The sequence below is a fragment of the Psychrosphaera ytuae genome (genome assembly GCF_017638545.1).
In the GTDB taxonomy this organism is placed as follows: domain Bacteria; phylum Pseudomonadota; class Gammaproteobacteria; order Enterobacterales; family Alteromonadaceae; genus Psychrosphaera; species Psychrosphaera ytuae.
Genome location: NZ_CP072110.1, coordinates 374,740 through 397,310 on the forward strand (window position 1 = coordinate 374,740; position 22,571 = coordinate 397,310).

17 protein-coding genes are annotated in these 22,571 nt (G+C 39.8%); 15 read left to right on the top strand and 2 right to left on the bottom strand.

Annotated elements, in window-relative coordinates:
• Positions 1-185: 185 nt before the first annotated feature.
• A complete protein-coding gene (gene gyrA / locus J1N51_RS01735) occupies positions 186-2,834 on the top strand; it encodes a DNA topoisomerase (ATP-hydrolyzing) subunit A (protein ID WP_208832286.1) in 2,649 nt (882 codons plus the stop codon).
• A 68-nt stretch (positions 2,835-2,902) separates the two neighbouring features.
• Here gyrA and J1N51_RS01740 read toward each other — a convergent pair whose 3' ends face one another.
• The gene (locus J1N51_RS01740) at positions 2,903-5,131 is read right to left on the bottom strand and encodes a carbohydrate binding family 9 domain-containing protein (protein ID WP_208832287.1); all 2,229 of its coding nucleotides are present in this window, start codon (positions 5,129-5,131) and stop codon (positions 2,903-2,905) included.
• Positions 5,132-5,267: 136 nt separating this feature from the next.
• Here J1N51_RS01740 and J1N51_RS01745 point away from each other — a divergent pair, with 136 nt between their 5' ends.
• The 14 genes from J1N51_RS01745 (at position 5,268) to J1N51_RS01810 (ending at position 20,684) form a co-directional block, all read left to right on the top strand.
• Entirely contained in the window at positions 5,268-6,749 is a 1,482-nt protein-coding gene (locus tag J1N51_RS01745) for an FAD-binding domain-containing protein (protein WP_208832288.1), read from the top strand.
• Positions 6,750-6,842: 93 nt separating this feature from the next.
• The gene (serC, locus tag J1N51_RS01750; protein ID WP_208832289.1) at positions 6,843-7,940 is read left to right on the top strand and encodes a 3-phosphoserine/phosphohydroxythreonine transaminase; all 1,098 of its coding nucleotides are present in this window, start codon (positions 6,843-6,845) and stop codon (positions 7,938-7,940) included.
• Positions 7,941-7,953: 13 nt separating this feature from the next.
• The gene (gene aroA, locus J1N51_RS01755; protein WP_208832290.1) at positions 7,954-9,243 is read left to right on the top strand and encodes a 3-phosphoshikimate 1-carboxyvinyltransferase; all 1,290 of its coding nucleotides are present in this window, start codon (positions 7,954-7,956) and stop codon (positions 9,241-9,243) included.
• Between the two features lie 142 nt (positions 9,244-9,385).
• Positions 9,386-10,063, top strand: a complete 678-nt coding sequence (gene cmk / locus J1N51_RS01760; RefSeq protein WP_208832291.1) for a (d)CMP kinase — start codon at positions 9,386-9,388, stop codon at positions 10,061-10,063.
• 93 nt (positions 10,064-10,156) lie between these two features.
• On the top strand, positions 10,157-11,824 hold the full coding sequence (gene rpsA / locus J1N51_RS01765) for a 30S ribosomal protein S1 (RefSeq protein ID WP_208832292.1): 1,668 nt from the start codon (positions 10,157-10,159) through the stop codon (positions 11,822-11,824).
• Positions 11,825-11,902: 78 nt separating this feature from the next.
• Positions 11,903-12,184 carry an integration host factor subunit beta gene (locus tag J1N51_RS01770; RefSeq protein ID WP_208832293.1) on the top strand — a complete coding sequence of 94 codons (282 nt, stop codon included), beginning with the start codon at positions 11,903-11,905 and terminating at the stop codon, positions 12,182-12,184.
• Positions 12,185-12,301: 117 nt separating this feature from the next.
• Entirely contained in the window at positions 12,302-12,460 is a 159-nt protein-coding gene (locus J1N51_RS14805; RefSeq protein ID WP_408635907.1) for a lipopolysaccharide assembly protein LapA domain-containing protein, read from the top strand.
• Positions 12,453-13,607, top strand: a complete 1,155-nt coding sequence (locus J1N51_RS01780) for a hypothetical protein (RefSeq protein ID WP_208832295.1) — start codon at positions 12,453-12,455, stop codon at positions 13,605-13,607. Before J1N51_RS14805 ends, J1N51_RS01780 begins: the two co-directional genes overlap by 8 nt.
• A gap of 20 nt (positions 13,608-13,627) precedes the next feature.
• A complete protein-coding gene (gene pyrF / locus J1N51_RS01785) occupies positions 13,628-14,326 on the top strand; it encodes an orotidine-5'-phosphate decarboxylase (RefSeq protein WP_208832296.1) in 699 nt (232 codons plus the stop codon).
• Between the two features lie 46 nt (positions 14,327-14,372).
• The gene (locus J1N51_RS01790) at positions 14,373-15,299 is read left to right on the top strand and encodes a WYL domain-containing protein (RefSeq protein ID WP_232842836.1); all 927 of its coding nucleotides are present in this window, start codon (positions 14,373-14,375) and stop codon (positions 15,297-15,299) included.
• A 128-nt stretch (positions 15,300-15,427) separates the two neighbouring features.
• Entirely contained in the window at positions 15,428-16,828 is a 1,401-nt protein-coding gene (locus J1N51_RS01795; RefSeq protein WP_208832297.1) for an alpha-amylase family protein, read from the top strand.
• Positions 16,829-16,927: 99 nt separating this feature from the next.
• The gene (locus J1N51_RS01800) at positions 16,928-17,491 is read left to right on the top strand and encodes a lipid-binding SYLF domain-containing protein (protein ID WP_208832298.1); all 564 of its coding nucleotides are present in this window, start codon (positions 16,928-16,930) and stop codon (positions 17,489-17,491) included.
• A 26-nt stretch (positions 17,492-17,517) separates the two neighbouring features.
• Complete coding sequence (locus tag J1N51_RS01805; protein ID WP_208832299.1) at positions 17,518-19,014, top strand: bifunctional metallophosphatase/5'-nucleotidase; 1,497 nt, start codon at positions 17,518-17,520, stop codon at positions 19,012-19,014.
• Positions 19,011-20,684: a GGDEF domain-containing protein gene (locus tag J1N51_RS01810; protein ID WP_208832300.1), complete on the top strand. Its 1,674-nt coding sequence runs from the start codon at positions 19,011-19,013 to the stop codon at positions 20,682-20,684. Before J1N51_RS01805 ends, J1N51_RS01810 begins: the two co-directional genes overlap by 4 nt.
• A gap of 14 nt (positions 20,685-20,698) precedes the next feature.
• Here the strand turns inward: J1N51_RS01810 and J1N51_RS01815 are convergent, their stop codons facing one another.
• Positions 20,699-22,561, bottom strand: a complete 1,863-nt coding sequence (locus tag J1N51_RS01815) for a sensor histidine kinase (RefSeq protein ID WP_208832301.1) — start codon at positions 22,559-22,561, stop codon at positions 20,699-20,701.
• Between the last annotated feature and the right edge of the window lie 10 nt (positions 22,562-22,571).

Genomic DNA, 22,571 nt, shown 5'->3' on the forward strand with positions numbered 1-22,571 from the left:
TATAAAGATCGAAAAAAGATCTTTCTGACAGATCAGTCAAATAACAACCAACAGAGATTGAAATTTCGTCGTCAGGTTGTCAAAGTAATAATTTAAACTAGCCAGCTTGGAGCATTGTGTTACAATCGCGAGCTGATTTATAACAATAAAACTTCATTAAAGTAGTTGCAGGGAACAGTGCGTTTATGACAGATCTCGCCAACAATATTAGTCCGATTAATATTGAAGAAGAATTAAAAACCAGTTACCTAGATTATGCGATGAGTGTAATCGTAGGCCGTGCGTTACCAGATGTCCGCGATGGATTGAAACCGGTACATCGACGCGTTTTGTTCGCCATGAACGAACTAAAAAACGACTGGAACAAACCTTATAAAAAGTCTGCTCGTGTCGTCGGTGACGTCATCGGTAAATATCACCCACACGGAGATAGTGCGGTTTACGACACTATCGTACGTATGGCTCAGCCTTTTTCACTACGTTATACGTTAGTAGACGGTCAGGGTAACTTCGGTTCTATCGATGGTGACTCAGCGGCTGCAATGCGTTACACAGAAGTTCGTATGGAAAAACTAGCACACGAACTTTTGGCAGACTTAGAAAAAGAAACGGTCGACTTTGTTCCGAACTACGATGGTACAGAACAAATTCCAGCTGTACTTCCAACAAAAGTTCCTAACCTGCTTGTAAATGGTTCATCTGGTATTGCCGTAGGTATGGCAACCAATATACCGCCTCACAACCTACGTGAAGTTATTGCCGCAACGTTAGCGCTGTCTCACAACGGTGACATTACATTGCCTGAGTTGATGGAACACCTTCCTGGACCAGATTTTCCTACTGGGGCAATTATCAATGGTCGAAAAGGCATTGAAGAAGCCTATCGCACTGGTCGTGGCAAGGTGTATATCCGAGCTCGCACAGAAATTGAGACGGACGAAAAGACAGGTAAAGACACAATTGTCGTTACTGAAATTCCTTATCAAGTAAACAAAGCAAGATTAATCGAAAAAATCGCTGAGTTGGTAAAGGATAAAAAATTAGAAGGTATTTCTGCACTTCGCGACGAATCAGATAAAGACGGTATGCGTATCGTTATCGAGCTGAAGCGCGGTGAACCTACAGAAGTCATTCTTAATCACTTGTTTGCACTAACCCAAATGCAAACTGTGTTCGGTATTAACATGGTCGCTCTAGATCATGGCCAGCCAAAAATCCTTAACCTTAAGGAAATGCTAGAAGCATTCTTATCGCACCGCCGTGAAGTTGTAACTCGCAGAACCGTTTATGACTTAAGAAAAGCGCGAGATCGTGCGCATATATTAGAAGCACTAGCAATCGCACTCGCTAACATTGATGAAATTATTGAATTAATCAAAACATCTCCGACACCTGCAGAAGCTAAAGTTCGATTAACTGCTCGTGGTTGGAAGTTAGGTGATGTAGCGGCAATGTTAGAGCGCGCTGGTGATGATGCAGCACGTCCAGAGTGGTTAGAGCCTGAATATGGGATTCGCGATGGCGAGTACCATATGACTGAGCAACAAGCTCAAGCTATCCTTGAATTGCGTCTACACAAGTTAACCGGCTTAGAACACGAGAAGATCCTAGGCGAATACGCAGATCTGTTAGAGTTAATCGCTGAACTTCTTGAGATTTTGGGATCACCAGCTCGTTTGATGGAAGTAATTCGTGAAGAGTTAGAATTAATCCGCGAAACATATGGCGATGAGCGTTGCACAGAAATCCGTGATGCATCTCACGATATTAATCTTGAAGATTTAATCAACGAAGAAGACGTAGTTGTAACACTATCTCACGAAGGTTATACCAAGTATCAGCCGTTGACTGACTATCAAGCTCAACGTCGTGGTGGCCGTGGTAAATCTGCAACTAAGATGAAAGATGAAGACTTCATCGAGAAGCTATTAATTGCTAACACACACGATACTATTCTGTGCTTCTCTGACTTTGGTCGTATGTATTGGTTGAAGGTTTACCAATTGCCATTGGCGAGCCGTCAATCTCGTGGCCGTCCAATCGTTAATTTATTACCTTTAGACGCGGAAGAGAAGATCACAACGATTCTTCCAGTTAAAGAGTTTGAAGAAGATAAGTTCGTATTCATGGCGACAGCTAACGGTACGGTTAAGAAGACAGCTCTAACAGAATATTCTCGTCCTCGTTCAAGCGGCATCATCGCTGTTAACCTTAATGAAGGTGACAAGCTAATCGGCGCTGCGATTACCAACGGCGAAGATGAAATTATGTTGTTCTCGCAAAACGGCAAAGTTGTACGTTTCCATGAAAACCAAGTACGTTCAATGGGACGTACGGCAACAGGTGTACGTGGTATTAAGCTTACTGAAGAAAGTAAAGTAGTATCACTTATCGTACCTAACCATGAAGACAACATCTTGACCGTAACTGAAAACGGCTTTGGTAAACGTACTCCACAACATGAGTACCCAGCTAAGAGTCGTGCGACACAAGGTGTTGTTTCTATAAAGGTCAGTGAGCGTAATGGTTTAGTAGTTGGAGCGACACAAGTTGCCGACAATCACGAAATCATGATCATCAGTGACAAAGGAACATTGGTAAGAACTCGTGTCGAGGAAGTGAGCGTTGTTGGTCGTAACACCCAAGGTGTACGTCTAATTCGTACGATTGAAGGTGAATCTGTTGTTGGTCTAGCTAAGATCGAAGAAATAGAAGAGCCGGAAGACGAACTAATTGAAGGTTCTGAAGGCGAAGCAACAGGTGAACAATCACTTGAAACGACAGAAGCAAATGATTCTGAAAACTCAGCGTCAGATGCTGAAGGCGAAGCTTAAGTCACTAGGTTAGTATTGAGAAGGGCGTATTTATTACGCCCTTTTTTATTGCCTAGCTAACAAGCGAATTATAAGTGAAAAGCATAACTTAACTTCATGAAGACTTTACGGCTGTCTTTTTCTATATCCTCTAACTCATCAGTTTGTTTCGCTCTGTCGGTGTAACCGACATAAACTAATGATTGAGGGTTGAGCTTATATGCATAAAGTAGTTCGGTTTTGACGCCTTTAAAGCGGCGGTCGACGCTTTCATATAAATACATCTCTGGGTTGCGCTCTATATCCGTGTACTGAACAATAAAGCGCAAATACGACTGCAGATTAAATTGATAATTTAGCCTGACGTCATATTGGTTAGCAGAGAAGACATTTTGGTCGTTAACATCGACTTTTCTGTGATTGTAGTTAACTTCTCCGTTTAAATGTCTTCCAAGTTTAAAGTTGCCGCCAAGTTCTACTATGGTGCCATCACCTATTCGATTGTTTGCATAATCAATTTGATCACCAACTCTTATAAAATTCCAGACTCTCAAATTATCGAAAGGGTCAAATCTAAAAAATGTCATTACATTGTTAACATCATAGTATTGTCCCTCCCAGTAGCTTTCACGAGTTAACAAACCTATTTCTGCAAAAAGCTGCTTTGGACCATCTGCATTAAAGTAAACTTCAGCTTCTTCTTCTAACATTTGGCCGGTGTGGTCATAGGTCTTATCCCAATCCCCTGAAACACCAATACGTGACCAATTATTACTACTACCACGACGCCAGTCGTAATAACCACCAATGATGGATTTTTTGATGCCTGCTTGGCTTTCGAAGCCTAAATCTGCTCTGAAGTTCTCACCGTATTTCATGTGTGAGGCACTAAATCCATAGTTTTGGGTGTTGTGGCTATAACGCAAAGAATAGGCCGAATCAGTTTGTTTTTTATCGACGTCATATTCTTGTTGAATTGAGTCAGGATTGTCACTTGAAGAATGTGCTACCTGATAGCTAATTGTGTCTGATTTAGTGATGGTGTTTTTTCCATCGATTGAAGTGACCGTATTGCTGTAGTTATCGCCTCGACGATCTGTGACCATTAATCCAACATTACTTGTTTCGCCAACATCTAAACGGTATCTACCCACCATTATTTTTGATTTTTGCTGAATTTGCGCGACGCTCGAACCTTGCGTACCTGGTACCAAAAATGTCGTAGACTCATCATTGGCAGTCAGAAAACCGTAAGTGTGGCGGTTGGTTTTACCCGTTAATTTTAGGCCGTAGTCAGGTGCATTAATATTACGTGTATGAAGAAGATTCATTCGCTGGGTGTTAAAATAATCACTACCATCTAGAAAGAATGGGCGTTTTTCATTAACAAACAATGCAAAGGTGTTGTTAATGTCTAGTTGCGCTGCGTCAGCCTCTACTTGAGAAAAATCTGGATTTAAAGTGGCGTTTAAATAAAGGTTGTCATTGACCCCCCACCTAGCATTTACTCCAGCGTCTGCTTTTTTGTCGGCGTCATTCCATGGACTGTTAATCTCTGGTCTTTCTTCGCTATACGAATAGGTAACGGTTGGGGTTATTTGTAGATTTTTACCTTGGTCTTTTTTACTAATGCCAGTTAACAAATCATATTGGCATATACCACAATCCATGTCCCTGTCTATCGCACTGTTGGAAATAACGGTACGCTTATCACGTGGGTAAATTCTGAGAAGTTGAAACCCCCAATTCATTTGATCTAAATCCGCAGGAAATCGCATTACACTGAAAGGGATCTCCATCTCTACTATATATCCATCCTCTGTTATTCGACCTGCAGAGTTCCAAATTGCGTCCCAGTTTGCGTCCTCGTTACCACCTTGAGTATCGTCTTTTATCAAATCTCCCTGCACGCCAAACGGGTTTACAAAAAACTCATATCCCCGGCGGTTGTCATTAAACGTATCAATCACAATACCTACAAAGTCATCTTGGAATATTGTGTCTCGGTCACGGTAATAAGCGCGAATTTTTTCGGGGTTAGGGTCTTTAGCAATAAAACCTATAAACAACGAACTCTCTGATTCGTATATGTATGCGGTAGTTTCAACGGGCGCCTTAGTGTTTAACCCAGGATTAATGTCATAAAGTAACTTTATTTGAGTGGCCTGTTGCCAAACCCCTTCATCGAGATTTGCATCGACGGTAATGGTTTCATTGTTTTTCATCACTGGGTACATTTGCTTTGCACTAATGGGTGCTGTACCCAGGGCTGCGGATATTAGTATTGTTGAGACTAAGGGTAGATATTGACGTTTCATAATTCCATTTTTCCTAATTATTTTACTAGTTAGTCGCTGCAAGTAATAAAAAGGTTTGAATTCCCAATAAAAAAGTTCGCTAAAATGATCAATTTGCCTACTTCTACGTAAACACTCTGGTAAACATGGGTGTCTTATGGCGATTAATATAGTTTGGATAAAAAGAGATATACGAGCTGTTGATCACGCGCCGCTCGTCAACGCCTCGAAGCGGGGTTTGCCGATTGTTGTACTTTACGTAATTGAACCGGAATATTGGTCTTTACCAGATACGAGTGCACGGCAATTTAACTTTATTAAAGAGTCTCTCCTGCAATTTTCCGAAGAACTTTTATCAGTTGGACTTACTTTAACTATACGTACAGGAAATGTCGTAGAGGTATTACAAAGAATACAACAATATATTGCCATTAATGCTGTATTTAGCCATGAAGAAACCGGTAATGACTGGACTTTTCAGCGCGATTTGCAAGTCAAAGCATGGTTACAGCAAAACCAAATTGATTGGTTTGAGTTTCAACAAAAAGCGGTTTTTAGAGGCATACTTGATCGAAATGAATATTCTAAAAAAGCAGATGAGTTTTTTGAATCACTAATTGAAACAGGCCCAATAAAAGCCGAGCCTTTAATCAACAAACATTCCGGTTTAGAACATTTACAGACTTATCCTGGAAATGACTCGTTATATGCCAAAGCGCCTCAGATTGGCGGTAGGTCTCAAGGTACGGCCGTTTTACAGTCTTTTATAGAACAGCGAATTACCTCCTATTTATTTGGCATATCAAGTCCAATAAAAAGTCAGTCAGCAAGCTCTAGATTAAGTCCTTATTTGGCGTACGGAAATTTATCTTTAAGAGAGGTGATGCAAACAGCTTGGAACCTTGACCGGGACTTTGCCCAACGCAATAAGTCTGGATTTATATCTCGCTTGTATTGGCATTCACACTTTATCCAAAAATTTGAATCAGAGCCAGAACATGAATTCCGAGCGGTAAACAAGGCGCTTGATGAAATGCGTCGTGATGAATTTGATGACAGTCTTTTTGATGCGTGGAAAACAGGTAATACTGGGGTTCCTTTTGTAGATGCATGTATGAGGATGTTGCACCATACAGGGTGGATAAACTTTAGAATGCGCGCCATGTTAACTGCATACTCTAGCTATCACTTATGGCTACATTGGCAAAAGCCCGCACAACATTTGGCTCAAATGTTTGTTGATTACGAGCCTGGTATTCATTTTCCACAAATTCAAATGCAGTCCGGTGTTACTGGTATAAATCCCTTTAGAATTTATAATCCAGTCACACAGGGAGAAAAATACGATCCCAAAGGCCATTTCATTCGACAATGGTTACCAGAGTTACGTCATGTTCCAGATAGTTATATACATCAACCCTGGATGTATTGTGGGTTAAAAGAAGATCTATATCCAAAATCAACACCTCCAACGGAATTAGCAAAAATCGCAAAGCAAAAGATCACCGATTATTACAAGAAACATATAGATAGGGATGAAACTGAAAGAGTGGTAAAAAAGCATGCGAGCAGGAAGCGAAATACCAATAAAAACAAAAGAAAAACCACCCTTAATGATGATCAACTAAACTTGTTTTAAATTTGTCTGACTAATCACTTGTCAGCATGGGTCACACAAGTTAGAGTAAAAGTTCGATTATCCCTCAACCCCTTGCAATTAGTAGAGTAAACAATGACCGTATATAATTTTTGCGCTGGTCCAGCAATGTTACCAAAGGAAGTAATGCAAAAAGTTCAATCTGAACTTTTAGATTGGCAGAACACAGGGTGCTCTGTGATGGAAATGAGTCACAGAAGTCCTGAGTTTATTGAGGTCTATGAGCAAGCTGTTGCTGGGCTAAAATCATTAATGAAAATACCAGATGACTACAGTGTTCTGTTTATGCAAGGTGGTGGTCGCGGCCAATTTTCATCCGTCCCGTTAAATCTTAAAAAAAATGGCAAAGCGCATTACGTCACAACAGGGTTGTGGTCAGAAGATGCAGTCGTAGAAGGAAATAAGTTCTTAACGGTTGAAGAGCAGGATTGCAGAGTCGTTGTAAATGGTAAAACATCAATATTACCTCTGGCCGAGTGGAATGTAAGTGAGGAAAGTGACTTTATTCATTACTGTCTAAATGAAACGGTCGATGGTATTGAGATATTTGAATCAGCGAACCAACTTTTGGTTACGCGTGACGTTCCAAGAGTTATTGATATGAGTTCAAATATTTTGTCACGTGTCATCGATGTTACGGATTACGACTTAATATACGCAGGCGCTCAAAAGAACATCGGCCCATCTGGCATGGCTATTGTTATTATTAATAACGCGTTACTAAACCGAAGCTCTGAGTCGGTACCGACTTTCCTAAATTATGCTATCACCAAAGCGAAAGACAGCATGTACAACACGCCACCAACTTTTGCAATTTATTTGTCTAAATTAGTGTTTGATTGGTTACAAAAAAATGGTGGCGTAGAAGCTATCGAGCAAAAAAATCGTGATAAAGCCGCGATCTTGTATCAAGCGATTGATAATTCAGAGCTGTACGAGAACCGTGTAGCAGAACAAAATCGCTCTTTAATGAACGTTACGTTTTATTTGAAAGACGAATCATTGAATCAGTGTTTTATAGATGAAGCTAAGGCCAATGGTATTGTTGCCATCGAAGGTCACCGCAGTGTCGGTGGAATGCGTGCCAGTATCTACAACGCCATGCCAATTGAGGGTGTTAAAGCGTTAGTAGAATTTATGAAAACATTTGAACTAAAACACAAAACTAAGTAGGGCCAGCCGTAGTATGTCTGAATCTCTAACCCTGTCACAAAAAACCATCTGTTCTGGCAAAGTAACTGTTCCCGGTTCTAAAAGTTTATCAAATAGAGCGTTGTTATTGGCTGCTTTATGTGAAGGGACAACCAAGATAACCAATCTGCTCGATAGCGATGATATTCGTCATATGCTAACGGCGCTGGAGCAACTTGGCGTTAAAACCGAGTTAAATGAAGATAAAACAGAGTGCATTGTTCACGGTGTTGGTGGGTCGTTTAAGTCTCCTAACCAAGAGTTATTTTTAGGTAATGCGGGCACTGCGATGCGTCCTTTGGCCGCAGTTTTGGCCTTTAGCCAAGTAAACGCCACGTTAACCGGTGAACCAAGAATGTATGAACGTCCTATCGGACACTTAATCGATGCGTTAATTCCGTTCGCAGATAACGTCACTTATTTAGCAGAAGAGGGGTATCCGCCACTTAAAATTCGACCATACGCTGGTACAAAGCAAGATAGAATCGAATTCAATATAGATGGCAGCGTGTCGAGTCAGTTTTTGTCTGCATTACTGATGGCTGCACCATTGTTAAATTCTCCTGTAAAAATAAATGTTATTGGTGAGCTAGTCTCTAAGCCGTATATCAACTTAACACTATCTATTTTGGCGTCGTTTGGTGTACAGATCACCAACAATGACTTTCAATCGTTCGAATTAACCGGCACCGAACAATACAAGTCGCCAAAGACGTTTATGGTAGAAGGTGATGCATCATCTGCCTCATACTTTTTGGCTGCGGGCGCAATCACTGGCGGTCCTATTGAAGTTTTCGGTATCGGCAAAAACAGCGTCCAAGGCGATATTCAATTTGCAGAAGTTCTCGCTGCAATGGGAGCGGAAGTTGAATATTTTGATGATCATTTGACTGTATCGTCAAATGGTCAACTAAAAGGCATTGATATGGACATGAATCACATACCCGATGCAGCGATGACAATCGCAACTACCGCTTTGTTTGCGGAAGGTACGACTAAGATTCGCAACATTTACAATTGGCGTGTAAAAGAAACCGATCGCTTAGCTGCGATGGCCACTGAACTAAAAAAATATGGTGCAAAAGTGGTAGAGGGTCATGACTTTATCGAGGTGACACCTGATAAAGAAAGACAGGTAGCCATAGATACTTATGACGACCATCGAGTTGCGATGTGTTTTTCTTTACTGTCGTTTAAGCCAAGTGGCATAACTATCAATGATCCCAAAGTAACGAGTAAGACATTTCCAGATTATTTCGAGCGTTTTAACTCTGTAACTAATTAGCGGAAAACTACAAATACCGGTCTTTTCATCACATTTATGTGACATTTTAGATAAGCGAAACTAATCCGTTCAAATTAAATTCATTTTTTTTTGGGCGGATTAGCGTATAATACTGCCCGCAATTTTAGCGAGTGGAGTATTTATGGAGCATTCAGTACCAGTCATTACCATCGATGGCCCAAGCGGTGCAGGGAAAGGCACAGTATGTCGTCTTTTGGCAGATAAACTGGGATGGGAGATCTTAGATAGCGGTGCTATATACCGAGTATTAGCATTGGCATCGATTCACCATCAAATTGAACCAAGTGACGAAGAGAGCTTAATCCCTTTGGCAGCACACTTGGACGTTCAATTTGTTGCGGAACAAAATGCGTCAAAGATTATCCTCGAAGGTGAAGAAGTTACGCATTCGATTCGAAACGAAGAAGTCGGTGGAGTAGCGTCAAAAATCGCTGCATTACCAAGAGTTCGTGAGGCGTTGTTACGTCGTCAGCGCGCATTTAGACAAAGTCCTGGCCTTATCGCAGATGGTCGAGATATGGGCACTGTTGTCTTTCCAGATGCAACAATCAAAGTATTTTTAACTGCAAGTGCGGAAGAACGCGCAAATAGGCGTTTTAAAGAGTTGCAGGGCAAAGGGCACGATGTTAAAATCGGCGACCTTTTGAGCGATATTCAAGCTCGTGATGAGCGTGATATGAACAGAAGCGTAGCGCCATTAGTGCCTGCAGAAGATGCAATTTCTATTGATTCTACTAATCTTAACGCTCATCAAGTCTTTGAACAGCTGTTAGAAGTTGTTGAAAGTAAATTAAAATAACCTTTTAGAAAGCCTTGTTAGCACGGAAGTAACAAGTTAAACATCAACCCCTTTGTCGCAGGAACGCAACATAGGATTAAATGAAGATAAATCATGACAGAAAATTTTGCTCAATTATTTGAAGAAAGCCTTCAAACTATCGAAACACGTCCAGGTTCAATCGTTAAAGGTACAATCGTATCTATCGAACGTGACCTAGTATTAGTAGACGCTGGCCTTAAGTCAGAATCTGCAATCCCTGCGGCACAATTCAAAAACCACGCTGGTGAATTAGAAGTTAGCGTTGGTGACGAAGTTGACGTAGCGTTAGACTCAATCGAAGACGGTTTCGGTGAGACTATCCTTTCTCGTGAAAAAGCTAAGCGTTACGAAGCTTGGGTACGTCTTGAGAAAGCATGTGAAGAAGAAGAGATCGTTAAAGGTCTTATCTCTGGTAAAGTTAAAGGCGGCTTCACTGTTGAAGTTGAAGGCATCAGAGCATTCTTACCTGGTTCTTTAGTAGACGTTCGCCCAATCCGTGACACTTCTCACCTTGAAGGTAAAGAACTAGAATTTAAAGTTATCAAGCTTGACCAGAAGCGCAACAACGTTGTTGTTTCACGTCGTGCAGTAATCGAAACTGAAAACTCTGCAGAGCGCGAGCAACTTCTTGCTAGCCTTGAAGAAGGTTCAGAAGTTAAAGGTATCGTTAAGAACCTAACTGACTACGGTGCATTCGTTGACCTAGGTGGTTTAGACGGTCTACTACACATCACTGACATGGCTTGGAAACGCGTTAAGCACCCAAGCGAAATCGTTGCAGTTGGTGACGAGATCGACGTTAAAGTTCTTAAGTTCGACAAAGAGAAAAACCGTGTTTCTCTAGGTCTTAAGCAACTTGGTTCAGATCCTTGGGGCGACATCGCTGGTCGTTATCCAGAAGGTTCACGCCTTAAAGGCCGTGTTACTAACCTTACGGACTACGGTTGTTTCGTTGAAATCGAAGACGGTATCGAAGGTCTTGTACACGTTTCTGAAATGGATTGGACTAACAAGAACATCCACCCATCTAAAGTTGTTAGCTTAGGTGACGAAGTTGAAGTTCTAGTTCTTGAAATTGATGAAGAGCGTCGTCGTATTTCTCTAGGTCTTAAGCAATGTAAAGACAACCCATGGGAAGTATTCGCTAAGTCACACAACAAAGGTGACCGCGTTTCAGGTAACATCAAGTCAATCACTGACTTCGGTATCTTCATCGGTCTTGACGGTGGCATCGACGGTCTTGTTCACTTATCTGACATTTCTTGGAATGTTGCAGGTGAAGAAGCAGTACGTGAATTCAAGAAAGGCGACGAAATCGAAGCGGTTGTTCTACAGGTAGACCCAGAGCGTGAGCGTATCTCTCTAGGTGTTAAGCAAATGGATTCTGATCCGTTCTCTGAATACTTAGAAAACAACAAGAAAGGTGCAGTTGTTAAAGGTACTATCAAAGACGTTGACGCGAAAGGCGCAACTGTTGAGCTAGGTACTGACGTTGAAGGTTACATCCGTGTATCTGAGATTTCACGTGACCGCATCGAAGACGCTTCTACAGTATTAACTGCTGGTTCAGAAGTTGAAGCTAAGTTTGTTGGTGTTGATCGTAAGAACCGCACTATCAGCTTATCAATCAAAGCGATTGACGAAGCAGAAGAGAAGCAAGCGTTAGATAATCTACAAAATCAAACGCCTGAATTCGAAAATGCTATGGCTGCTGCATTTAAAAATGCACAAAAAGACTAAGCTTTTGAATTTAAATGAGCTATAAATATAAGGGAGCGTAATGCTCCCTTATTTTTGTCTTAATAAAAGGTGAATTAAATGACTAAGTCAGAATTAATAGAAGCGCTTGCAGAGCAACATCAACAACTTCCTATTAAAGACGTAGAAACCGCTGTAAAAAGCATCATTGATAATATGGCAGAAAGTCTGTCTAGTGGTGATCGCATTGAGATTCGTGGTTTTGGAAGCTTTTCATTGCACTACAGAGCACCACGAGTAGGTCGTAACCCAAAATCAGGTGAGTCAGTCGAACTAGGCGCGAAGTACGTACCACACTTTAAGCCAGGTAAAGAGTTGCGTGAAAGAGTCGATTATAAGTAATACGTGATTGACTATAACTCAGACTTACAATAGCCTTATACCCCTAAACAAAGGGGTAGGCTTTTGAAACTTATAAAATATCTCATATTTTTAGTCATACTGTTCATTGCGCTCGCATTGGGTAGTGAAAATGGCCATTTAACAGAGATTAATCTGTTATTTATAAAACTGACCGCGCCACTTTCTGTTTTACTACTCAGCAGCCTGTTTTTAGGTGCCTTTTTCACGTATGTGATGATGACGATTACTAAGGTATTCAACAAGAAAAATGCTTGAACTGTTATTTTTGTTGTTACCGGTCGCAGTTGCTTATGGTTGGGTCATGGGCAAACACAATGCGAAAAAAGAACTCCTTCAACAGCAAAAGTCCCTCAACCAAGCATTAACCTCGAGTGTTACGTTACTTCTTAATAATAAAGAGGAGCAGGCGTTTGATCGACTCATACAATACTTTGATGATACCCCCGCAAATATTGAAAACTATTTAACTTTAGCAAAGCTCTTTCGAAAGAAAGGTGAGATTGACAAGGCGATCGCTATTCATGAAGGTCTTGTAAACACCGATCAGATCAAGATTCCAGAGTTTGAATTAGAAATTATAAAATTAGAGTTAGCTCAAGACTTCATGTCCGCAGGTATGCTAGAGCACGCTTTAAAAACGCTTGAGCCACTCTTAAAGTCTGCACATGCCAACGAAGCCCTGATGATGCTACTACACTTGTTTGAACAAACAAGAGAATGGCAAAAGGGCATAGATGCGTATCTAAAAACTAAACAAACACTAATTAATGAAAATACAAGGCAGCTGATAAGTCACTTTTATTGCGAGTTGGCAGACCAAAGCGATAGTGTAAAAACAAAAAAACAAGCTTATAAACGTGCGTTAAAGGTTAATGCTCAATGCTTGCGCAGTATGGTGTCATTGGCAAAGTTATATTTGTTGCTCAATAATAAACAACAATCACGTGAACTCATTATTGAAGCCTTAGATAAGGAACCTAGTTTTGCTCCGGCAATTTTTGATATAGCACCAGAGTGTTTTGTTGATGAATTTGAACAGGCGGCATGGTTATATTGGCTAATCAAAGAAAAGAACATCAGTAGCGTAAACGCGCATAATCAAATGGCGGACTTTATCGCAAAGGAGAAGGGCGTAGAAGCGGCTCGTCAATACATAATTCAACAATTACAATATGTGCCAAGCGTCAGGGGGTTCAGTAAACTTATCGAACTTGAAAAAGAGTTCTTTATGTCCGATGAGCATTTTGACCAGTTGCAACGTTTGGTCAAAAAATACATAGAATTAAAACCAAACTACGAGTGTAAATCTTGTGGTTTTTCGACAAATAATTTTAGCTGGCGTTGCCCAGCGTGTAATAGTTGGCAAACCATTAAGCCGTTGACGGGTCTTGATGGGATTTAAACGTAAAATTGGGATATACAGTGGAAGACAAAAAAATTGTAGTCGCATTAGACTTCGAATCGCAAACTAAGGCTTTGGAGTTAGTCGATAAGTTAGATCCAAACTTATGTCGACTAAAAGTTGGTAAAGAAATGTTCACCCATTTTGGACCTCAATTTATCAATACTCTGCATGACAAAGGCTTTGAGATATTTTTAGACCTTAAATTTCACGATATACCTAATACCGTAGCTAAAGCGGTTAAGGCAGCAGCGGAACTTGGTATTTGGATGGTTAATGTTCACGCTTCGGGCGGTGTTAAAATGATGACCGCAGCCAAAGAAGCGCTATTGCCCTACGGCGACAAAGCGCCATTATTAATAGCCGTAACTGTTTTGACTAGTATGTCTGAAGACGATTTAGTGGAATTAGGCATAACGAGAAGTCCAAAGGAGCAAGTAAAGTTTTTAGCTGGGTTGGCAAACTCGGCAGGCCTTGATGGTGTTGTATGCTCTGCGCAAGAGGCCGAAATGCTCAAAGCTGAATATGGCTCTGACTTTAAGTTAGTTACCCCTGGCATTCGAACTGCAGATGCTTCGGTTGATGATCAAAAGCGTATTATGACACCAGAAAAAGCAGTGGCAGCCGGAGCTGACTTTCTAGTGATTGGACGTGCCATCACAAAGTCTCCCGATCCAATTGCAACAATGAAAGCGATTTATCAGTCGATAAGTAAATAACTAAACGCCCGTATAACGGGCTTTTTTATGTTTTAAAGTAAGTGGTATGGATTACGCAAACATGGAATATGCAATAAACAAATCAAAAGAAAACCCTCTACTTAAGAAAAAATTGGACTCTTACACCCATTCTCAAATAAAGCAGCTTTATTTTATTGATTTCAGTTTGTTTTTTAAGGGGCACTTAAACACATCTTCACTACAGGAGAGATTCAGCCTCACACCGGCTGACGCGCTTGCTAGTTTTCAACATTATCTAGACTGCGCCCCTGAGAATATTGATTTAGACGAATTGAATCAAAGGTATTTTCAAAGTAATAGCTTTAAGCCTTTGTTTGCTTATGACGTACGTAGAACCCTGACCAAAATCACCAATGGAATTTCCGACGGATTCGATGCAATTGAGGCACAACCCTATCCAATTCAAGCGCCATCATTATTAAACACTCCTGACTTAACAGTCGTTGCGCGGTTATCCCAAGCTATTATGAATGGCAATGCGGTTAATGTGATTTATACATCATTATCAAGCGGCTCTAGTGCAAGGGATCTTGTTCCTCATAGCATCGTAGATAATGGATTAAGGTGGCACCTTAGAGCGTTTGATAGAAAAAGCCAAACATTTAGAGATTTTGTATTAACGAGGATCAGCAAGGTTTCACTCTTATCAAATGACAACGATATTCGTGAAACCAAACGGTATGACGAAGAGTGGAACTCACCTATAAAATTAAAAATCGTCGCTCATCCCAAAAATGTTCAATTTGCCACGGCTATAGAAATCGATTATGGAATGATTGATGGCGTATTAGAAATAAACACTAATGCCGCTTTAGCTGGCTACTTATTACGTCGCTGGAATGTTGATTGTTCGGTAGATGCTCACTTAACTGGTGGCGAATTTCAACTTTGGTTGAAAAACAGAAATGAGATCAAACAGGTACAAAACTTAGCCATAGCACCAGGCTATTAATAATTAGTAACAAGTTACTGATGAAACCCGCTTTGAATACGTATGTAATTTAGCGCATGTCGTGACAATTGTTTTTATTATTTCCAGCGGAAAGAGGAAATCTTTCTCAAATAACAACAGGAAATAATATGAAAACAAACAAAACAATCAAAGCGGCATTAATTGGCGTTGCGGCATTGTCGTGCACTACGGCATCCGCAGACGTTATATTACATGCATTTAATTGGACGTATGATGACGTTCGACTTAAAGCTAACGAAATAGCTAACCTTGGTTATAAAAAGGTTTTGGTTTCACCCGCTTACAAATCATCAGGAAATGAATGGTGGGCTCGATATCAACCTCAAGATATTCGCGTAATAGATAATCCTTTAGGCAACAGAGTTAATTTTGAGGCCATGGTTAATGCTCTACGAGCACAAGGTGTAGATGTGTATGCGGATATTGTGTTTAACCATAAGGCCAATGAGTCATGGAAACGCTCTGACTTAAATTATCCGGGTCAAGAAATCTTACAATCTTACTCAAATAATGTTGGTTATTACGCAAGCCAGACCCTATTTGGTGATCTGTCACAAAATTATTTAGGGGCAGGTGATTTTCATGCACCTGGTTGTATTCAAAATTACAACGATAGAGGTGAAGTGCAATACTACAGGTTATGTGGTGGTAATGGCGATACAGGTTTACCGGATTTAGATCCTAATAATTGGGTTGTTTCTCAACAAAAAGCCTATCTTCAAGCCTTGAAAAACATGGGGGTAAAGGGGTTTCGGGTAGACGCTGCCAAGCATATGACTGCATATCACTTAAACGCAGTTTTTACCCCAGATATCAAAAATGGCATGCATATCATTGGCGAGATAATAACGTCAGGTGGCGCTGGAGAAAGTGGATATGAGACGTTTTTGAAGCCATATCTCAACGAAACAGACCATGCAGCATACGACTTCCCGTTGTTTGCACAAATACGAGCCGCACTTGGATATGGTGGTTCTATGAACCTTTTAGTCGACCCTGGGGCATACGGTCAAGCGATTAATCCATCACGCGCACTTACTTTTTCTGTAACCCATGATATTCCATTAAATGATGGTTTTAGGTATCAAATTTTGGATTCAACCGATGAATATTTGGCAAACGCATATATTCTCGGTCGAGATGGTGGTGTGCCAATGATGTATTCTGACCACAACGAGAGTAATGACGGTGGACGTTGGCAGGATCTATATAAACGAACGGATGTAGTTAATATGATCCGTTTTCACAACGAAGTCCAGGGACAAGGGATGCAGGTTATGGCGAGTAATGACTGTATTCTTATGTTCAACCGCGGTTATAAAGGGATTGTTGCAATAAACAAGTGTGGAACAAGCCAAGAAATTTGGGTGGATACAAGTAATCACGGTTTATATTGGTACCGTACGTATCGTGACACTTTAAACGCCTCAAATACTCAATATATTTCTAGCACCTGGCATAAGTTTACAGTAAGTGCACGAACTGCCCACATGTGGCTAATGGAATAGTACCACTGTTCAATAATTGCCCTAATAAAAACGATTTATTGGGGCTTTTTTTAATACGCACTATAGTTATAGGGACAAATAACTTTAGGGATTAACGTAATGAAAACTTTGAAATTAGTGCTTTCTGTCTTATTAATAATTGGCATCAATGGCTGTGCTTCCATGGGCGATGGTACTCCGGGAGATAAACGTCAAGCAATATTAGATATGGAGCGTGAAGCGCTTCAAGAGCTTTATCGTACAAAACCAGATACACGTGCTCAAATCTCCACGGCGCCGGGATATGCTGTATTTAGCAACGCGAATGTTAATTTTATATTCGTCGCTGCAGGCACAGGATATGGAGTAGTTAAAAACAAGGTTTCTGGTGAAACGACCTATATGAATATGGCGGAAGCTGGCGTAGGATTAGGGTTCGGTGCTAAAGACTATCGAATTGTGATGGTATTTCACAACAAACAAGCGATTAATAATTTCATAGAAAGCGGTTGGACCTTTGGCGGTAATGCTGACGCTGGTGTAAAAGCAAACGGCAAAGGCGCATCTGTAGAAGGTGAAGCCTATTACGGCGATGTTACAGTTTATACATTTACCGAAAGTGGCATTGCACTGCAGGCTACGATAAAAGGCACCAAATTTTGGGTCGATAAAGAATTGAACTGAAAAATATCATATGAGAGAGGGCTAATATGCCAACAATGAAGGTATTGGTTGGCTGGTGTCTAGTGCTTTGGAGCTTATATACGCCATCTGCTAGTTCACTAGAAGGTAATAAAAAGGTCGCAAACATCGTTTTTAGTGCTGATATGCCTTTAATTAACAATAAAGTACAAGGTGACTACCGACAGCTAGCCTTTCTTTTAAATGATTATCGGAACAAAGCCGCACCGACATTTTTTCTTTTTGGTGGAGGTTCAATCGGACCGAGTCCTATGTCGTCATTTGATAAGGGCGCACACGTCATAGATATATTGAACTCATTAGAACCTGATGTAATGTCTGTAACTAAAAGAGAGTTTATTTATTTTGAAGATGAGCTCTCAATGCGCGCTTACGAAGCCGGCTTTCCAATTTTGTGCAGTAATTTACGAGACTCCAGAACTAAAGATCCACTCGATGGTTTAGTTAGAGATGTAGTTATTACCAAAAACGATGTTTCTCTGGGGATAATTAGCTTAATTGATGATTCAGTTATAGATGAGTATTTACTGACGCGCGTAGAAGTAATGGACAAGTCTAGTACAATTATCAATCAAGCTAGGAGGTATCGGGCCGCAAACGTTGATGCTGTCGTTTTAATATACTCGCGGTTTAACGAAAAGATTTTAGAGCTTGTTAATAAAGGTGTCGTTGACCTTGCTATTCTTGTGAATAATGATTTAACAGACGAAGAAAAAACCAAGCTAGATGAAATTGATAATCATGAATATTTTTCTAATTCTAACTCGGCCTTGACGATAAATTTAATATTAAATGGTCAAACCAAAACCAATTCTCAAAAATTTCAGTTAAGTAATCTACCCTCTGACACCGCCGTCAGCGCACAGATAGAAGGTTACACTAAGCGTTTAGACAGATTGTTAGACGTTAAGTTAGGAACATTTAAACAACAAGTTTCCACTTTAAAAGTATCAGTTAGAAGTGAAGAAAACAGTTTCGCAAATCTTTTAGCCGATGCAATGAAAAGCTTTGTAGGTAGTGACGTTGCGTTAATCAACGGTGGTGTAATCCGTGGTGATTCCATTTACCCTAAGGGGACAGAGATTACTCGTAGACTCATCGCTACTGAGCTCCCATTTAGAAGTAGAGTAATATTGTTGAAAGTGAAAGGAGAACAAATCAAAGCTGCGTTGAATAATGGAGTAAGTGAATTAGCTTTGAGAAAAGGTCGTTTTCCGCATGTTTCCGGTATGTCATATACCATTGAAAATACTCAAGGAACACCAAGCGTAACCAATATAAAAATAAGCGGTAGGCCTTTGGATAAAGATAAGACATACACAATGGCAACGTCTGATTATATTTTTGCAGGGGGCGATGGATATACTATGTTCGAAACTGCTGAAAAGGTGGATATAGGCGTAAGGCTTACACCACTTTTGTCTGAAGTCTTGATTAGTTACATTCAAGAGCGTCCTGAAATTCATAATCGAGTTGAAGGGCGCATAACGGTAAATACAAAATGAAATCAGATTTTTCTAGTTTGATGGTACCAAGTAATTTAGCTCGTTTTATTTCATCAGTTAGAGTGGTTCTTTCTACCGCAATCGTCGTGGTGTTGACGATTTTTATTATTTTGGTGTCTCAATCTTTTTCGCAGTTATTAGATGTTAAACATACAGTAAATGAGTTTACAGAAAGAGCAATTCCATCAATTACCACAGCAAACCGACTATACAGTGACATTAATACGTTAACCTATTTAACAGAGCGAATGGCTTACTCAAGAAGTAAAGCTGAATTAAGAATTAACTTTGATGACGTTAAACATCACCTTGAACAGTTATCTATAGTAGCAGCAAAATTTGAAGGTAATGTGTTTTTTAAAGTACAACTTCAGACCGTAATTAAAGAGCTATATGAATTACAAACGGCTGTTAAGGATCAATTAAATAAAACAGAAAAATTTTCCCAGACTCAGCAGGATGTGTATTACATCTATAGGAATTTACTTACAAAGGAAAATGTAAAAGATAACAATAAATCATCTATCGATTATTATAACTGGCAGCAAGAGGTTGCAGATGTGATTATTCCGGTAGGAGAAGTTGCTCAAACAGAGCATCTTTCTAAGGTTCGAGAATTAGGAACCATCTTCAAAGAACATATAGCCCATTTAAGGACGTTTGTGTCTGCTTTTCCCAATTACAACTCTGAAAAGATTAACAATGGACTGACTAATTTAGAAAATAAAATTTTAGGTCAGGATGGTTTAGTTCAGCTAAAAATAGACTTAATTCAGTTGCGGGGACGAACGAAAGGGCGCGCAAATTTCATGCACAACCTTATTTTAGATTACGCGAATCAAGCAGAGTACAACGGCTACAAACAAAAATTAGCGGTTGAAACAGCAGCCAAAGAACAGCGCCAGCAACTAGAAGAAAAGATCCAAGTCATTACCTTTATGGCGGTTACAGCGGTGTTAACTTTGTGCATAACATTATGGTTTTTGCATGTAAGAGTAGCGAGGCGCTTATTGGTTTTAAAAGATACAATAAAAAGAAAATTACACGGGGAAGTCGTACAGATAGACACTTCAGGTAATGATGAAATAGCGGATATCGCGTTCTCATTTAATATTTATTACAAAACCGTTATGCAGCAAAAAGAAATATTGGAAGAACTCTCGCTATCTGATGGATTGACTGGGGTACCAAACAGGCGGGCCTTTGATGGACGGTTAAAATCAGATATACATATCGCCAAACGAGAAAAGTGGTCAATGTCTGTGTTGATGATAGACGTAGATTCGTTCAAACCTTATAACGATAATTATGGGCATGCCAAAGGCGACAAATGCTTGCAAGCTATTGCCAACACGCTTTCTAACCAATTATCTCGTGGTACTGATTTCATAGCGCGATATGGTGGTGAAGAGTTCAGCTGTATTCTTCAAAACACCGACCGAAAAGGCGCAGAACTTGTTGCGAAACGTTTAGTTGATGCAGTCTACCAAGCTAATTTAATCCACGAGTACAGTGTTGCATCAGATAGAGTCACTATTAGTGTTGGCATTGCATGTTTTGACTATAGTAATAATGCAAACGAGAGCAAAGACATTGTCAAATGTGCTGACGTTGCGCTATACGAAGCAAAATCTCGTGGCAGAAATCGTTATGTCGTTTACAGCCATTAATACAAAACTCGTTTTTAGTTTTCATTTGAGTCTGGCTTATCACTAATATATCTCGCGACTCTTATATTTACTGACGTACCACCTTCATTTCGAGTTGAAATTGAAACAGAGCCTTTTAATAACTGGTTTACCCATTGATGTACTAGGTGGAGGCCCAGTCCTGTATTACCTTGATGTCTTGCTGTTGTCGCAAATGGTTCAAACACATCGTTTATAGTCTGACTGAGACCAATGCCATTATCCTCAAACACAATTTGCACACTATCTCGAGATGCATTCGCAGATATGTCAATTCGTCGAAAAGTAACCCCTTCAAAGGCATGGTCCATTGAATTTTTTACGATATTTTGGATAGTTTGAGAAAGAGCACCAGGGTAACTTTGCATTTCCAAGATTTTTGGAGCATGTAGTTTTGTCGTTATTTTTGCTTCTCGAAGAATAGGGCCCATAGAATCCAATACATCATTTATTATAGTGATCAGGTCAAATGTTTGTACCTCCTCTTCATGCCTGTCTACTGCTAACCGCTTAAACCTTTTAATAATATCACTGGATTTTTGTAAGCAATTTTGAATATGTTGGTTTCCGGATACATTTCCTTCAACTAACTCTAATAAATCTGATTTAGAAATCCCTTGCTCAATTTTGAGGCCAAAATCTTGATTTATTGTTTTTAAATTCGATGAAGTCATTTTCGCGGCGCCTATTGGTGTATTTAGTTCGTGTGCTACACCCGAAACTAAAAATCCTAAAGACGCCATTTTTTCGGCTTGCACTAATTCGTCTTTAAGTTTTTGTTCTATTTCTAAAGCGCATTTTAATTGTTTATGCTCATGGTCGAGTTGTTGGTTTAATCGCTTTAATTCTCTTTTTTGGCTGAGCTCTTTGTATCCTAACAAGCCAAACACGACAATAGAGAGAAAAAGGGTGAGTAGGGTATAGACATAAACATTATAAAAGAGAATTAATTCTTGATCCTTTTTTGTAATAGTAAGAAAAATCAAATCATTCAAGCCACTCGTCGAATCTTTATCGTTTATTTCTTCATTTAAAATACTTAGTTTAAGGCCACTCACGTAACCAAGTTCACTGTCGTAATAAAAACGTGTAGAAACGTTATTATTTAAGGTATCTGCTAAAGAAGGGTACTCATTACTAAGTGTTGCGTTTCTTTCCTCGAAGGAACTTGCCCATTCCTTTTTTTTATCGGGGTGAATTATGAAATAGTCAGTACCCGCGCTTACTTTTAAAAAGGTTGAATCCGTTGATAGGTTTCTAAGTTGTTGATAAAGCTCCGTGAGCTGGTAATTGATGACTAAATAAAAACGTTTTTCCAATTGCCAATGATAAACAGCTCTTATAGTTGGCTCAATTGGTTTTACCACGACGCCTTGTTCAATATTTAAATCAATTTGACTCAAATACAGTGAATCTGGTGCTAGTTTTTTAGCTTGTAAATAATAATCTCGATTACTTTTATTTTGTAATTCTTCAGAGGCCACGGTAGTTGCTATACCATCACGCACATTGACACGAACCAATTCCGTTCCGTCCTCATCTAGGACCCGTACCTGTGAAATATTGGGTAGCAGTGTGCTGACTTTATTTAGTAATGGTTCTGGATTAAAGGTTTTTTGTACCGAATGGCCATCTTTGATGTACTGAAAAATCAAAAAAGAACTTTGCCTTATATTCGCTACTTGCTTTGTAAACAGTATGGACGCCTGATTGATTATCAAATCTTGCGTGCTTTGTAATCGAGATACTTTTTCAGTTTTTAAAATACTATAAACAAACAAAGTTGTAATGAGCGATAGAGAAAGTGTTAAAACTAATACACCATTAATTGAACCTTTGCTGTGTTCGGACTCATCCATTTGATTGTTC